This is a genomic window from Flavobacterium sp. UBA6195, assembly GCF_002422095.1.
Lineage (GTDB): Bacteria > Bacteroidota > Bacteroidia > Flavobacteriales > Flavobacteriaceae > Flavobacterium.
This window is the reverse complement of record NZ_DITB01000024.1, coordinates 1-13,756: the sequence shown is the minus strand read 5'-3', so window position 1 is coordinate 13,756 and position 13,756 is coordinate 1. Positions and strand designations below refer to the sequence as shown.

The window sequence follows — 13,756 nt, the reverse complement described above, 5'->3', positions numbered from 1 at the left end:
GCCTTTCTTTTGAAAACCCTTCATCTAACGATGAGGGGTTTTTTGTTTTGTGTAATTTTTTTAAAAAATTAATTTAAGATATCGAACAGAGAAGTTAATCTCGAAACTTCGGGACGACTGCGCAGATGGTACTGCAGTTATGTGGGAGAGTGTCGCCGCCTTTAGCTAAGCTCAGTCGGGCACAGCCCTCGAGTCTTTTGAAAAGCCTGTCTATATTTAGACAGGCTTTTTTGTTATCTATATATCGTCCCAAAGGGAATGGGAATAGTATAATTATTCTAATGAAAATCAATTCCGCGTTAGGGATAGAAGTATTGTTTGAGCTCTTAATTGGTTGCCTTCGAGAACCTCAGGCAACCAATTAAAGCGAGTGCCGATAGCCTGGTCCTTGTTTGGTAACGCCTTAAAACTCTAATATGGTGTTGTAATATTTGTGATGTTTTTTGAATTCGCGAACTCCTTTTTTGAAGGTTAGGTAGTTTACCCCCTTTTTGTGGTTGTTTTTGCTAATTAAGTACATGTAATGGAAATGTCGTGTAAGTTCTTTCCAGCCAAACCATAAACTGTGTTTTGGGTCGTACATGTGGGTAGGTTCGCTAATAGCACCGTTGATTTCTACGATTTGGAAGTTTTTACCTTTTGCTAAATCTTCATAAGAGTTGAACATGATATCCATTCTACCATAGTGAAAACCTTGTATTTGATTGCAAATGGTGTTGAAACTTTCCATCATTTCAGGAGTGATTTCGTTACTTGCATCTATGAATTTGGTTCCGCGACAATGATTTCCGTAAGGAACTAAATTAATAGTTTCTCCTTCGCTCAAAATAGTGTTTAATTTGTCTTTGTATTCGGCTTCAAGTACTTCTAATTGTAATAGATAGCGTTTGTCTTGATGTAATAATTCTCGAATCGTGTTTTTCCCGTTTCCTGTTAAAATCATGAATTCTTTTGCTACTATTCCAGTAATTTTACCGGGTTGGTTAGGCAATTTTACATAGAAAAGTCCGATTTCATTCTCATACGGAATTAAACTTTGAATTAAAACGTTGAAATTCGCTTTAGAAAAATAGGCTGCTAATTCTTCCGTATTGTAAATTTTTTTGACGGCTGTTCCTCTTAAACCGATATCGGGTTTTGCAATTAATGGGAATTCAATAGCCGCTTCTTTTATTTTCTCTTGAATAGCTTCTAATGTTTCAGTAGCCTCAATCAAAAGAGTTTTGGGATAATATTCAGATGGAATTAAATCGTAAATTTCTTTTTTTGATTCCATGAAAAAGCCTCCATTTTTTATAGTGGGATTTGAGGCATTGAAATAAAAAAACGAACGTGTTCTTGCTGCATAAAACAAATATTGAAAGTACACAGGAATATAAACCACGTGATATGGCCAATATTCCCAATGAATTAGTTTATGTAGAAAGAGATTCAGTTTTGTCATTTTTATTCGAATAAATCTAAATAGCGCATTTCAATATTGTTCTGAGTTACTTGGCATTGTGTGATGCTAATGGTTTTTAATACATTATTACGATTAATCTGTAATCCAAAATCTTTATTTTCAGATTCAGTAAATTGATGAAAATGTAAGATTTCTTCGCCTGTTGGATTACTTTTATTTTGCATAAAATTGTGAAACCAAGTTTTTCTTTGTTCCCGAATTTCTTTAAAATATAGCGTAGAAGAAGACCAAATGTGAAATTGTTTTTCATCAATAACTTCTTCGGTTTTTTCTACTTCATTCCATTGTAATTGAACTAGTTTATTGTTTTCGAACAAGATAATAGTGAAAGGTTCGATATCAGTTAAATCTACTGATTCCCAGTATTGCAGCGAATTTTCTACACTTATTAATTCTAAAACTACTAAGCCTCTACTTTTTCGATAATTGGGTTTTGGAAGGTGTTTTTCTTGCGCTCCATTGAGTAGAACGACAATTTTAGTTTCGCTATGTGCTATCCAAGTGCCACCTGCTTTTGGGTCTTTTGGGAAGGTGATTTTTTTTCCTTCAATATGATATTCAGTTGGAGGAAGTGCTCTTTCACGTGTAATTTTTTCATCACGATTAGAAGTGATGATACAGCCTTCTTTCGTTGGAATATACGTTACTGTGCACATTGTTTTCGGTATTCTAGAGTTGATGGCGCAATTCCGAAAGAATCTGAAATTTTAATGTGCGGTAAGCGAAACAATGCTACTTTTATCAAGGCTTGGTGGTGAATGCTATGCTCTAAATTGTATAGTAATTCTCTGAAATAGTTGGTTTCAAGCGTTTCTGTATCGCTGAAACAATTATGTTTTAAATAAAGTGATTTGTTTGGTTTATCTAGTTCAGAACAATATTTTTCAAGGATTTTAATCGCTTCTTTGGTATCGGATTGAAGGATAATGTCGCGTTTTCTTTTATCGTAATTGATGTAACCATTACCGTAATGGTCTAACAATGCGCCTAAAAGTTCAATGATGTGTCGCATGTGTTCACCAATGGTTGCCTTGCTTAATTCTGGGAACGGCAATGTCAGTTCTTCATTTGTTAATTGCTGAAGAAGATCAATATTTTCAGTTAAGTTTTGCTTTACAATTTGGGTCAACATATTCTTACTTGGTTTCTGGAACAAATTTTATAGAAACCGAATTCATACAATAGCGCTGGCCAGTAGTTTCTTTTGGACCATCATCAAAAATATGTCCTAAATGACCATCACATTTGGCACATAAAACTTCAGTACGAATCATTCCATAGCTCAAATCTTGTTTGTAAACCACAGAGCCTTTTATCGATTTATCAAATGAAGGCCATCCACAGTGCGAATCAAATTTAGTATCAGAAGTAAATAATTCGTTTCCACAACCTGCACAAACGTATTTTCCTTTTTCAAAATGATCCCAATATTCTCCTGTAAAAGCTCTTTCTGTACCTTTGTTTCTTAGTACTTCATACTGTTCTGGAGTAAGCTGTGCTTTCCACTCGGCTTCGGTTTTTTTAGAATTTGAATTCATAGTTTTAGGTTCTTTGGTTTGGGATTGACACGATTGTAAAGTTATAATTGCGATTAATAAAAATAACGATTTCATAGCTAACATTTTTTCAAATTTAAGGGTTAGAATTCAAATAAAGTGTTAACAATGTTACAAAGTATTTGAATTACGTATTGATTTCTAAATCTTTAATATAATCTTCGTTTTCATAGAAAAAGCGTTCAAAAGCATCCATTTTTTCGGCAAAGAAGTCAAAAATTTCAAGCCACGTATTTTTGTTGTTGATACTAATTCCTGTTTTTTCTACCCAAACTCGGCTGATTACTTTTCCTGTTTCTAAATAAAAATTGCGTTCAAAAATAACATCGTCTAAATAGTCTTCTAAAAGAATGGTTTTTAACGATTCTACTTTCTCATAATATATTTTACGTTTTTCTTCGTCTTTTGGTTCTATATCGAGTAAAACTTGTGCTTTTTTATTGTCAACATAAAATTTGAAGGTTACATCTTTGATTTTGGTATTGTATAACAACCATTTGCGGGGATATTCTTCGGCAAAGGCTATCCAAAAATCTTTTTTTATTTGTAGTGCTTCTTCTTTACTGAACATATTATTGAATTAGAAATTTATTTTGTTTGAAAAAAAATAGCTACCTTTAAGGTTGCTAAATTGAGATGGTATGCTTTTTAATGATTTTATAAAACACCTTCCAAAGATAGAAAAAGAAACTCTTCTTTCTACGGATGCACATGCAAAAATGGCACCGTTAGAGCGTATTTCTTATTTAAAGGAGGAAAATTATATGGATAAAAATCCTAGAAAGGCGGCGGTTTTAATGTTGTTTTATCCTAAAAATAAAGTAACGCATTTGGCTTTAATTGTTCGGAATTCCTATCCGGGAGTTCATTCTTCTCAAATAGGTTTTCCAGGAGGAAAAGTAGAAGAGTTCGATGCTGATTTAGAGGAAACAGCGCTTAGAGAAACACATGAAGAAGTTGGGATTCATCCAGAAAAAATTCAAATCATTAAGCCTTTTAGCGAAATTTATATTCCACCAAGTAATTTTTTGGTAGCGCCATTTATGGGAATTTCGCATGAAGAATTAACTTTTATTCCTGATTTGGATGAAGTTAAGCGGGTTTTAGAATTTTCAATTGCCGATTTTTTAGACGAAAAAAGTATTACAAAAGTCAAAATGTCAACGTCTTACGCAACGGATATTGAGGTGCCTGCTTTTATGGTGGATAAATATGTTGTTTGGGGAGCTACTGCTATGATGATGAGCGAGTTAAAGGAAACTATAAAATGCGCTTTGAGTAAATGTAATTTTTAGCGATTTCAAATTATTACCTTATAATGTGATTTTAAGCTGTTTTTCTTTCTAAAGTCACCTATTTTATTACTTTTGCGTTCTTGTTTTGTAAAAAAAATAAAAAATTATGGGATTATTTAAGAGAAATCCTTTCGGACATATATTGTTTTTAAAAACTTGGTTAATTCGTATTGCGGGTTTTTTAACACACCGTCGTTATCGTAATTTTAACCAATTACAAATCGAAGGTTCAGAAATTATCAGAAGTTTACCTGACAAAAATGTATTGTTTATTTCTAATCATCAGACATATTTTGCTGATGTAGTAGCGATGTTTCATGTTTTTAATGCAGCATTAAAAGGAAGAGAGAATAATATTAAGAACGTAATGTATTTGTGGAATCCGAAACTGAATATGTATTATGTTGCCGCTAAAGAAACCATGCAAGAGGGGTTACTGCCTAGAATCTTAGCTTATGCTGGCGCTATTACTGTTGAGAGAACTTGGAGAGCAAAAGGGCAAGATGTTACGGAGAAGAAAGAAGTAAATCCAAATGATACAGAGAACATTAAAATTGCTTTGGAGGATGGTTGGGTAATAACTTTTCCTCAAGGAACTACACGTTCTTTTAAACCAGTAAGAAAAGGAACGGCTCATATTATTTTACAGCATAAACCCATAGTTGTACCTATTGTTATTGATGGATTTAGGCGTTCTTTTGATAGAAAAGGATTGATGATTAAGAAAAAAGGAATCTTACAATCGATGGTAATTAAAGAACCTTTAAAAATCGATTATGAAACAGCAACGGTTGACGAAGTAGTTGAAATGATCGAATTTGCAATAGAACAACACCCTTCTTTATTAAAAGTGATACCGGCAGAAGTGCTTGAAGAAAAACGAAAAGAAGACGAACAAAGAAGATGGAGTTATTAAAAAAAGTTCTGAATATCAGAACTTTTTTAATATGTTAAATTAATTAATCACCGCTTCAACTCTATAACCATTGCGTCTTAAAAGTTTAATGATGCCTTCATTACCGGCTAAATGCCCTGCTCCAACAGCAATAAAAGTTGGTTTTTCGTTGATAATTTTTATTATTGTTGGAATCCATTTATTGTTTCTGTCATAGATTAAAATTTTCTTATTTTCAGAAGTTATTTTATTTTCAGATTCATCCATAATTTGTTGCATTGCATCAATATCTTTATTCTTGTAGATAGCAATCATTTTTTTTATTTCTTCTTTATCTTTTTTCAAATCACTCTTCACCATTTTAACTAACTCTTCGGCTTGAATTTCATATGGGATTTGATCAAAAATTTCCATTTGTTCTTTAATGGTTTCTAAACCAAAAACTTCTTTATTATTATTGTTTTTGTTTATAATAATTAATTCTCTTTCAATATTTTGAATTGAACATTCTAATATTGATGGATATAGCATAGTAGCAATCATAAATGGTTTGTAACTATCAAAAAATTTTAAAGACATCTTCATTTTTTTATTTAAAAATTCATCCACCAAATTAAAATCTTCTGAATTTAGTAATTTTGATATTTTATTTTCATTTTTCATGGTAATGTATTTCATCATTTCCATTTCTATAGGTTTATTCATATCTATTTCTAAAAAAAGCTGTTCAGTAGTTTTAAGCGCTTTTATTGTGCTATCATCTAATGAGGCATCACATGATACATGTATTGTTCCAAATAAATAAGAATCGTACTTTAATCCATTACCCGAAATTTTCCATAGCAAACTTTTTTCTAATTCTTGAGAAAAGGATAATCCTGTAATTAATGTTAAAAGGGAAATAAAGAAATGTTTCATTAGTAGTCTATTTTTTTAAGTTCGTCAAAGTTTTTTTGAAGTTTTTTTAGTAAAATTCCATAAAGTAATCTATAGAATAACCAAATAAGTCCAATAAAAATCGCAATTATTGCAGCATAAACAACTAACATTATACAGTAAAAGGTATTGGCATCAATGTTTTGCGACATTTTATCTATTATTTTACGAATGTTTGGATCATACATGAATTGGAAAATAAAAACTAAAATAAATGAAAAAGCAGTCATGGCTAAATTGTACCAAACATAATATTTAACTGTCTTTCTTGTTTTTATAATACTTTGCATTAATTGTTTGATTGTATCTGTTGTATTAATGCTTCTGTAATTTTTGAAGAATAGATAAATAAAATATAAAATAACCCCATAATTAACAGCTGAAATTACAGGCATTGCGGTTTCTAAGTGGTATAATTTTAATGTTTTGAAATATTCTTCATCAGCTGTAAAAAAAGAAATACTAGCCCACAAAACAAGTTCTAGAACACTAATAATAACAATCCACTTTACAATAGAAGAAGAACGTTTATGCAGCATACCATAAATTTCATTTTCACCTATTTGTTGGAACGAACTTTCTCGTTTTTTCCAGTCTTTTTTTAATAATTCTAATTCATCCATAGCTACGGATTTAATATTTTTTTTAATTTCCCTTTTACACGATTCATTTTTACTCGTGCATTTACCTCACTTATCCCCAAGGTTTCTGAAATTTCGGTGTAATCTTTATCTTCTAAATACAACAAAACTAAGGCTTTTTCAATGTCATTTAATTCGCTAATAGCGCTGTATAAAAGCTTTAATTTTTCTTCTTCTTCAAAATTGTAATCGTCTTGTGTTACTTTATGAAAAGTATTGTCAAACTCAATGGCATCAATGGTTCTTTTCTTTTTTCGATATAAAGTAATGGCAGTATTCAATCCAACGCGATACGCCCAAGTAGTAAATTTAGAATCGCCTCTAAAGTTGGGAAAGGCTTTCCAAAGTTGTATCGTAATTTCCTGAAACAAATCGTTATGCGCATCCTCATCAGTAGTATACAATCGACAAATTTTGTGGATTATATTCTGATTCTCTTTGAGTTGCTTAACAAAAAGTGCTTCCGATTCCGATTTCATATACAATAAGTAGTCATTTGAAAGAATATGTTACAAGTTTAGTAAAAATCAAGTTTAAGTACAAGGACAAATTCAAAAATCAAATACAAGTTCAAGAACAAATTCAAATTCAATCACAAGGGCAAACTCAATATTTAATTTTTTAAGATAAATTTAGATTGAAAATATAAAATTTAGTTAAATGTGAATTGACTTTAGTTGGCCCGATTGAACTTGAACTTGAAATTTATTACCTTTGACTAATTAGATTTTAAACGATGAACATACCTCGTAGTAGCTTTCCTAGAATTGTCATCATTGGTGGTGGTTTTGCAGGAATTTCTTTAGCGAAAAGACTTCGCAATAAAAAAGTTCAAGTTGTTTTATTAGACAAACATAATTACCATAATTTCCAACCTTTAATGTATCAAGTGGCAACGGGCGGTTTAGAACCCGATTCTATTGCTTATCCGATAAGGAAAATCGTTCAAGAGTATAAAGATTTTTATTTCCGATTGGCCGAAGTTCGTGATATTGACCCCGAAAACAATATCATTTATGCCGATATTGGTGATATCAAATACGATTATTTAGTCATTGCAACGGGTTCGAAAACGAATTATTTTGGAAATAAAGAAATCGAGCGCAATAGTATGGCGATGAAAACCATTCCACAATCGTTGAATATTCGTAGTTTAATTTTAGAGAATTTCGAACAAGCTTTGCTTACGAATGATATTGATGAACGTCATAGTTTGATGAATTTTGTTTTGGTAGGCGGTGGACCAACAGGAGTAGAACTAGCGGGTGCTTTGGCCGAAATGAAAAAAGCCATTTTGCCAAAAGATTATCCCGATTTAGATGTTCGAAAAATGGAAATCAATCTAATTCAAGGAAGTAATCGCGTTTTAGATTCGATGAGTGAAAATGCTTCGGAGAAAGCTGAAAAGTTTCTGTTAGATTTAGGTGTAAGTGTTTGGAAAAACGTTCGTGTAACAGGTTACGATGGAAAAACCGTTACCACTAGTTCTGATTTATCTTTTGATTCCGCAACGGTGATTTGGACTGCTGGAGTTCAAGGAGCTTTGCCTCATGGTTTAAAAGCCGATAGTTTTATCAAAAATGTAAACCGTATCAAGGTTAATCAATTCAATCAAGTTGAAGGTTATGATAATCTCTTTGCAATTGGAGATATTGCCGTAATGGCTTCAGAACAATATCCTCAAGGACATCCGATGATGGCACAACCTGCGATGCAACAAGGACGATTATTAGCCAATAATTTAATTAAAATCATCAATAAAAAAGAACCTAAACCATTCGAATACAAAGACAAAGGTTCGATGGCAACCATTGGAAGAAACAAAGCAGTTGTCGATTTACCAAAATTCAAATTTAGTGGCGTTTTCGCATGGTTTGTTTGGATGTTTGTGCATTTATTTTCGTTAATCGGATTCAAAAATAAAGCGGTAGTATTCTTAAATTGGGTGTACAATTACATCCGTTTCGATAGAGAGGCACGATTGATTATGCGTCCGTATAAGAAAAGAAATCAAGTGAGTTTTACGAGTGATGAATTATAAGTGTTCAGTGTTCAGTTTTTAGTGTTCAGTTACTGCCAACTCATTACTGAACACTGACCACTCCTTCATACCCAATCGCTAATCCTACAAATTTATTATACCCTTCCATGCCGTCTTTTTGTTGGTTGGCTTTTAGGAAATTGTCGTAGAAATATTCGAAAAAAGTATTGATTGGCGTTTGGTATTTCTTCCAAAAGATTTCGTTTTCCTCAAAGTTTTTCAAAACACCTTTGTTGATTTTTTTTATATAAACTTCTGAACTTCCTTCTTGCATCATCTCTAAATTATGCAACGCATAGCGCAATGCAAAACTGTAGGCGGAATATTGGAAATACAAATCCTCATTTTTGGCAGCCGTTACAAATCCAATGAAATTACATTCGCTTTCGCTTCCAATTCCAGTTTGATGCGCCATTTCGTGGCAAGTGGTTAGTGGTGAAGTGTATTTCGGTTTTAAATAATTGACTTGTGCTTCATTGGTAAACGGATTCAAATAACCGCCAAATCCCATATAACTCAAAGGATAACTAAACAACGACGATTTAATGCTTTTTACTTCGTAACGGAATTCTTGTAAATCGGTTGGGATATTTTCATAACCTTTCAAGGCCAAATTATAAATTTCATCATGCGAATACGGAATCACAACTGCAACCGAATCATTTTTAGTGATTTTAAGTTGTAAAGCATTGGTTTTTACCAACATCTTTTCAATGAAAATTTCCAATTGTTCTTTCGAATATTCTTTTTCAATATGTAGTTTTTCATGCAGCGGAATTCGGTAATAGTTCATTCCCCAAAGCAAATGAAAGAACAAGTAAAACACCGAAACCCAACTCAATATTGCTAATAGGTTATCTTTCCATTCTTTAAAAAAGCCAATTCGGTGTTTCCAAATCCAACGGAATAAAAGTAAAATTAGAATGAAATAAGTAACATCGCCAAACGAAAACGGCAACCAACCGAAAACTTTTCTCGATACAAAAGCCAATTTCGGATAAAAACCTTTGCTGTATACATTTTCAACAAAATCAGGAAACAAACCTATCGTTTTCACTACGATGATTTGGATAAGTAAGAATAAAGGAAGGATAAATTTTCTTTTCACAGCGCTTTTTAAAACGTAAATATAATCACAAATCAATTTGTAAAGCAATTAAACTTTGTAACTTTGTTATCTTAAAATTTGAAACATTAAAACTCAAATAAAACAATGAGCCAAGAAATAAGAAATTTAGAGCCAAAAGCACTTTGGAACAAATTTGCCGATTTGAATGCCGTTCCGCGTCCGTCTAAGAAAGAAGAACGTGTGATTGCTTTTATGATGGAATTCGGACAAAAATTAGGATTGCCAACTGTGAAAGATCATGTGGGGAATGTGATTATCAAAAAACCTGCGACTCTAGGTATGGAAAACCGCAAAACTATCGTAATGCAATCGCATTTGGATATGGTACACCAAAAAAACAACGACACGAATTTCGATTTCGATACACAAGGAATTGAAATGTATGTTGATGGTGATTGGGTGCGTGCTAAAGGAACTACGCTTGGTGCTGATAACGGTTTAGGAGTGGCAACCATCATGGCGATTTTAGAAAGTACTAATATTCCGCATCCAGCAATCGAAGCGTTGTTTACGATTGACGAAGAAACGGGAATGACAGGAGCAATGGGCTTACAAGGCGGCATGTTAGACGGAGAAATTTTATTGAATTTAGATACCGAAGAAGACGATGAAATCGATATCGGATGTGCGGGTGGAGTAGATGTAACAGCTACTAGAACGTACAACGAAGAAGAAACGCCAGAAGGTTCGGTTGGTTATACCATTACAGTGAAAGGCTTAAAAGGCGGTCACTCGGGAATGGATATTCACAAAGGATTAGGAAATGCAAACAAAATCATGAACCGTTTGTTATTTGACGGATTTGAGAATTTTGGTTTACAGATTTCTGAAATTTCTGGTGGAAGTTTGCGTAATGCGATTCCAAGAGAAAGCGTTGCAAAAGTAATTATCGCAGCGATTTATGACGAAGCTTTTGTTTTTGATATGCAAGAAATCATCAACGAAATTAAAGCTGAGTTCAAAACGATGGAACCGAATTTAACGATTGATATTGTTAAAAGCGAGACAACTCCAGCAAAAGTAATGGATTTAGGCGTGCAAGAAGGTTTGTTACGAGCGATTTATGCCGCTCACAACGGCGTTTACAGAATGTCAGCTGATATGACTGATTTAGTAGAAACATCAAATAATATTGCCAGAGTAATTGTAAAAGACGGCGAAATTTCGATTCAGAATTTAACGCGTTCGTCTGTGGAGAGTTCTAAATTTGATTTAGCGAATGCGTTGCGTTCGGCTTACGAATTGTTTGGTTGCGAAGTTGAATTTACAGGAAGTTACCCAGGTTGGACACCAAATGTAAAATCTGAAATTTTAGATGTATTAACGTCTATTTACGAAAAACAAAACGGTTCTAAACCAAATGTTGTGGCTTGTCACGCTGGATTAGAATGTGGTATTTTAGGAACGAATTATCCAAACATGGATATGATTTCTTTTGGACCAACCATTCACGGAGCACACAGCCCAGATGAAAGAGCGAGTATTTCTTCCGCTCAAAAATATTGGAAATTTGTATTGGAAATTTTACAAAATATTCCGGTTAAGAAGTAAGAAAATAGAATAAAGAGGAAATCCCGATGAAAATCGGGATTTTTTTGTTTATACTTTAAAAAAGGTAAGTAGTCATAAACAGCTTTTTTAACGTTCCCACGCCAGCCACAATTGGTGTTTGCGGAGTGTTAATTTGTCGAGCTAAGATAATGAAAATGCGGAAAACGAAAAGTTGAAAAACTGAGCAATAGCAAAAATTGCCGGCTGACGTGTGTTAGCCACAGTTTATATTATTTCTTTTAAGCTACTGTCTTTTCTCAGTATATTTTCGCTTGATTCATACAATGAAGATGCAGCCTTGTTAATTTTTTCGACCGATACTTTTTTCCATTGATTAAGATCTGAGTTGAAATCGGAATTGAATATCAATTTCGACAGATTCTGAATCAAAATATAATTGGCGTACGGATGGGAATTTTCCCTATCTGCTTTATTCGCTCCTGACACAAATTCTGAGATTCGGTCATAAATAGTTCCTTCTGTACAATACATCAATTCAATTACTTTTGACCTGTATTCCAAATCCGCAGAACTTAAATTTGGGTACTTGTTTAAATCAGTAAAATGTAAACTTTCATGTTTTAAATAAGAAATTTTAAATTTTTCTGAATTTAAATCATAGATTCCTTTATTACAGTATAGCGTTGCAGCTTCTTTTACAGCCCAACCACCCACTTGAGAAGTACCAAAAGTTGCAAATTCGTCATAGCCATTTATATGATAGCTTTCAATAAACACAACAGTAGTTTTCACTGTGTCTTTTGGTAAAATAACATCATATTTTTTAGCACTTTCTTTATTCCAAATAAAGATCTCTTGAAAACCATTTCGGAATTTAAAATCTACTTTAAACCCTTCTTTTTCAATTATTTTTTTCAATACAGAGTCGTCATTAATGTTCTTAAGTAAGCTATCTTTTGAAAGATTTGTTAACTTTTTGGATACTATATAATCAGCGATGTTATTATAAAGGGTAGAGTCTGTTCTGTTTTCTGGATTTGGTTTCAATAGTTCTATTCGCCAATATTCACGATATATGTTCGAAATATCATTAATCACCTCATTTCCTGATGTGTTTTCAAATACTTCTTCTTTTGAAATAAAACGAGCATACATTTTTTTCTTCCATCTTTGATAAATAAAATTCACTATCGGATTTGAGAAACTTTTTCTTTCTTCCATTTTGATAAAAACTGCACTTAAATCTCCATCACCTGCTAATGCTACTATTTCTCTATAACATTTTCTATCGTTGCCAAGATTGTAGCTTCCATAAAAAAATAGAGCAACTAATATTGAAATGCTAATAAGTAAAATGTTTTTGGTTTTTTTCTTAATTTTCACAATAGTTTCATTTTAGATTTGAATCACAAAATTAGTTGTTGCTAAAAGGTTAAAATAGTACGAGATTAACCTATAATAACTTTTCTAAAATGATTTGGAGTAGCATCTATATATTTTTTAAAGTTCTTAATAAAATGGCTTTGGTCATAAAAGCCACTTTCTAAAGCTATAGAAGTGATATTTTCTTCATTTGACAATAAGCATTTCATTGCAAATTCTAGTCTTATCTTCGTTAGATATTCAGAAAGTTTAAAACCCGTGATTTCTTTAAATTTACGAACGATGTAATTTGGATGAAGTGAAAATTCAATGCTCAATTTATCTAGTGAAATAGTTTCTAATGGATTATCATTTATGCGTTCTTTTACTTTTTTTACCCAATTAAGATCACCTTTGCTATTGAATATGTTTATTACCACAATCATTGATTCGTAACAATATATATTGATGATGTCATTTGGCAAACCATGTTTTAAACCATAAAGCAATTTATACAATTCTATTACTGCTTTTTGCTTTGATAGTTTATTTGGTAAGTGAAGTTCATTTAGAGTTATAAATTGTTCATAGTCGTTCATTTCTATATTCAAACATAAGCCACCTTTGTTCGAAAAACTATTAGAATGCTCATAGTTAGCCACCCTGTAAAGAACTTCTCCTTGAGATATAACATCAATGATATTACTCTCTTCTTTATAAGAACCATAAGCAAGTAAACATAAATAAGGCTTATTGTGGGCGTGCAATGAAATAGTTGAGTTTGCCGAATGATTGGTCATTGAGATAGTAAAATTCTCTGTTCTTAATGATTCGGTTGTTATCCCAAAATATTGATTTTCTTTTAAATTCATTGACTTACAATTGTGGCTAACTAGTAAATATACTCCTTACGCCTGTAAGGGT

15 protein-coding genes are annotated in these 13,756 nt (G+C 32.4%); 4 read left to right on the top strand and 11 right to left on the bottom strand.

What is annotated here, in order from left to right; all coding sequences use genetic code 11:
• Nucleotides 1-403 precede the first annotated feature (403 nt).
• The 5 genes from B4I81_RS01860 to B4I81_RS01840 form a co-directional block, all read right to left on the bottom strand.
• Nucleotides 404-1,444 carry a D-alanine--D-alanine ligase gene (locus B4I81_RS01860; RefSeq protein WP_291106799.1) on the bottom strand — a complete coding sequence of 347 codons (1,041 nt, stop codon included), beginning with the start codon at nt 1,442-1,444 and terminating at the stop codon, nt 404-406.
• 2 nt (nt 1,445-1,446) lie between these two features.
• On the bottom strand, nt 1,447-2,121 hold the full coding sequence (locus B4I81_RS01855) for an NRDE family protein (protein WP_291106797.1): 675 nt from the start codon (nt 2,119-2,121) through the stop codon (nt 1,447-1,449).
• Nucleotides 2,109-2,597 carry a DinB family protein gene (locus B4I81_RS01850; protein WP_291106795.1) on the bottom strand — a complete coding sequence of 163 codons (489 nt, stop codon included), beginning with the start codon at nt 2,595-2,597 and terminating at the stop codon, nt 2,109-2,111. The genes B4I81_RS01855 and B4I81_RS01850 overlap by 13 nt, the downstream gene beginning before the upstream one ends.
• Before the next feature lie 4 nt (nt 2,598-2,601).
• Nucleotides 2,602-3,078 carry a peptide-methionine (R)-S-oxide reductase MsrB gene (gene msrB, locus B4I81_RS01845; RefSeq protein WP_291106793.1) on the bottom strand — a complete coding sequence of 159 codons (477 nt, stop codon included), beginning with the start codon at nt 3,076-3,078 and terminating at the stop codon, nt 2,602-2,604.
• Between the two features lie 70 nt (nt 3,079-3,148).
• Nucleotides 3,149-3,592: a DUF4268 domain-containing protein gene (locus B4I81_RS01840; protein ID WP_291106791.1), complete on the bottom strand. Its 444-nt coding sequence runs from the start codon at nt 3,590-3,592 to the stop codon at nt 3,149-3,151.
• Between the two features lie 70 nt (nt 3,593-3,662).
• Between B4I81_RS01840 and B4I81_RS01835 the strand changes: the two genes are divergently transcribed.
• The gene (locus B4I81_RS01835) at nt 3,663-4,316 is read left to right on the top strand and encodes an NUDIX hydrolase (RefSeq protein ID WP_291106789.1); all 654 of its coding nucleotides are present in this window, start codon (nt 3,663-3,665) and stop codon (nt 4,314-4,316) included.
• A gap of 106 nt (nt 4,317-4,422) precedes the next feature.
• Nucleotides 4,423-5,232 carry a lysophospholipid acyltransferase family protein gene (locus B4I81_RS01830; protein ID WP_291106787.1) on the top strand — a complete coding sequence of 270 codons (810 nt, stop codon included), beginning with the start codon at nt 4,423-4,425 and terminating at the stop codon, nt 5,230-5,232.
• A gap of 39 nt (nt 5,233-5,271) precedes the next feature.
• On the opposite strand, the gene B4I81_RS01825 is transcribed toward B4I81_RS01830, so the two are convergent.
• The 3 genes from B4I81_RS01825 to B4I81_RS01815 are packed head-to-tail and all read right to left on the bottom strand — an operon-like array spanning nt 5,272 to nt 7,267.
• Complete coding sequence (locus B4I81_RS01825; RefSeq protein ID WP_291106785.1) at nt 5,272-6,129, bottom strand: TraB/GumN family protein; 858 nt, start codon at nt 6,127-6,129, stop codon at nt 5,272-5,274.
• On the bottom strand, nt 6,129-6,770 hold the full coding sequence (locus tag B4I81_RS01820) for a hypothetical protein (protein WP_291106783.1): 642 nt from the start codon (nt 6,768-6,770) through the stop codon (nt 6,129-6,131). Before B4I81_RS01820 ends, B4I81_RS01825 begins: the two co-directional genes overlap by 1 nt.
• A 2-nt stretch (nt 6,771-6,772) precedes the next feature.
• On the bottom strand, nt 6,773-7,267 hold the full coding sequence (locus B4I81_RS01815; RefSeq protein ID WP_291106781.1) for an RNA polymerase sigma factor: 495 nt from the start codon (nt 7,265-7,267) through the stop codon (nt 6,773-6,775).
• Between the two features lie 257 nt (nt 7,268-7,524).
• On the opposite strand from B4I81_RS01815, the gene B4I81_RS01810 reads away from it, so the two are divergent.
• The gene (locus B4I81_RS01810) at nt 7,525-8,829 is read left to right on the top strand and encodes an NAD(P)/FAD-dependent oxidoreductase (RefSeq protein WP_291106779.1); all 1,305 of its coding nucleotides are present in this window, start codon (nt 7,525-7,527) and stop codon (nt 8,827-8,829) included.
• Nucleotides 8,830-8,872: 43 nt separating this feature from the next.
• Here the strand turns inward: B4I81_RS01810 and B4I81_RS01805 are convergent, their stop codons facing one another.
• Nucleotides 8,873-9,937 carry a DUF3810 domain-containing protein gene (locus B4I81_RS01805; protein ID WP_291106777.1) on the bottom strand — a complete coding sequence of 355 codons (1,065 nt, stop codon included), beginning with the start codon at nt 9,935-9,937 and terminating at the stop codon, nt 8,873-8,875.
• Nucleotides 9,938-10,042: 105 nt separating this feature from the next.
• Between B4I81_RS01805 and B4I81_RS01800 the strand changes: the two genes are divergently transcribed.
• Nucleotides 10,043-11,509, top strand: coding sequence for an aminoacyl-histidine dipeptidase (locus B4I81_RS01800; RefSeq protein WP_291106775.1), 1,467 nt, complete (start codon nt 10,043-10,045; stop codon nt 11,507-11,509).
• A gap of 225 nt (nt 11,510-11,734) precedes the next feature.
• On the opposite strand, the gene B4I81_RS01795 is transcribed toward B4I81_RS01800, so the two are convergent.
• Together B4I81_RS01795 and B4I81_RS01790 are read right to left on the bottom strand one after the other, a co-directional pair.
• Complete coding sequence (locus B4I81_RS01795) at nt 11,735-12,853, bottom strand: hypothetical protein (protein ID WP_291106773.1); 1,119 nt, start codon at nt 12,851-12,853, stop codon at nt 11,735-11,737.
• Nucleotides 12,854-12,918: 65 nt separating this feature from the next.
• Nucleotides 12,919-13,704, bottom strand: a complete 786-nt coding sequence (locus B4I81_RS01790; RefSeq protein ID WP_291106771.1) for a helix-turn-helix domain-containing protein — start codon at nt 13,702-13,704, stop codon at nt 12,919-12,921.
• Between the last annotated feature and the right edge of the window lie 52 nt (nt 13,705-13,756).

Coding starts and splice junctions, on each gene's coding strand:
- B4I81_RS01860 (WP_291106799.1), bottom strand. CDS start 1,444: ATGACAAAACTGAATCTCTTTCTACATAAACTAATTCATTGGGAATAT.
- B4I81_RS01810 (WP_291106779.1), top strand. CDS start 7,525: ATGAACATACCTCGTAGTAGCTTTCCTAGAATTGTCATCATTGGTGGT.
- B4I81_RS01825 (WP_291106785.1), bottom strand. CDS start 6,129: ATGAAACATTTCTTTATTTCCCTTTTAACATTAATTACAGGATTATCC.
- B4I81_RS01850 (WP_291106795.1), bottom strand. CDS start 2,597: ATGTTGACCCAAATTGTAAAGCAAAACTTAACTGAAAATATTGATCTT.
- B4I81_RS01835 (WP_291106789.1), top strand. CDS start 3,663: ATGCTTTTTAATGATTTTATAAAACACCTTCCAAAGATAGAAAAAGAA.
- B4I81_RS01830 (WP_291106787.1), top strand. CDS start 4,423: ATGGGATTATTTAAGAGAAATCCTTTCGGACATATATTGTTTTTAAAA.
- msrB (WP_291106793.1), bottom strand. CDS start 3,078: ATGAAATCGTTATTTTTATTAATCGCAATTATAACTTTACAATCGTGT.
- B4I81_RS01815 (WP_291106781.1), bottom strand. CDS start 7,267: ATGAAATCGGAATCGGAAGCACTTTTTGTTAAGCAACTCAAAGAGAAT.
- B4I81_RS01855 (WP_291106797.1), bottom strand. CDS start 2,121: ATGTGCACAGTAACGTATATTCCAACGAAAGAAGGCTGTATCATCACT.
- B4I81_RS01840 (WP_291106791.1), bottom strand. CDS start 3,592: ATGTTCAGTAAAGAAGAAGCACTACAAATAAAAAAAGATTTTTGGATA.
- B4I81_RS01800 (WP_291106775.1), top strand. CDS start 10,043: ATGAGCCAAGAAATAAGAAATTTAGAGCCAAAAGCACTTTGGAACAAA.
- B4I81_RS01820 (WP_291106783.1), bottom strand. CDS start 6,770: ATGGATGAATTAGAATTATTAAAAAAAGACTGGAAAAAACGAGAAAGT.
- B4I81_RS01790 (WP_291106771.1), bottom strand. CDS start 13,704: ATGAATTTAAAAGAAAATCAATATTTTGGGATAACAACCGAATCATTA.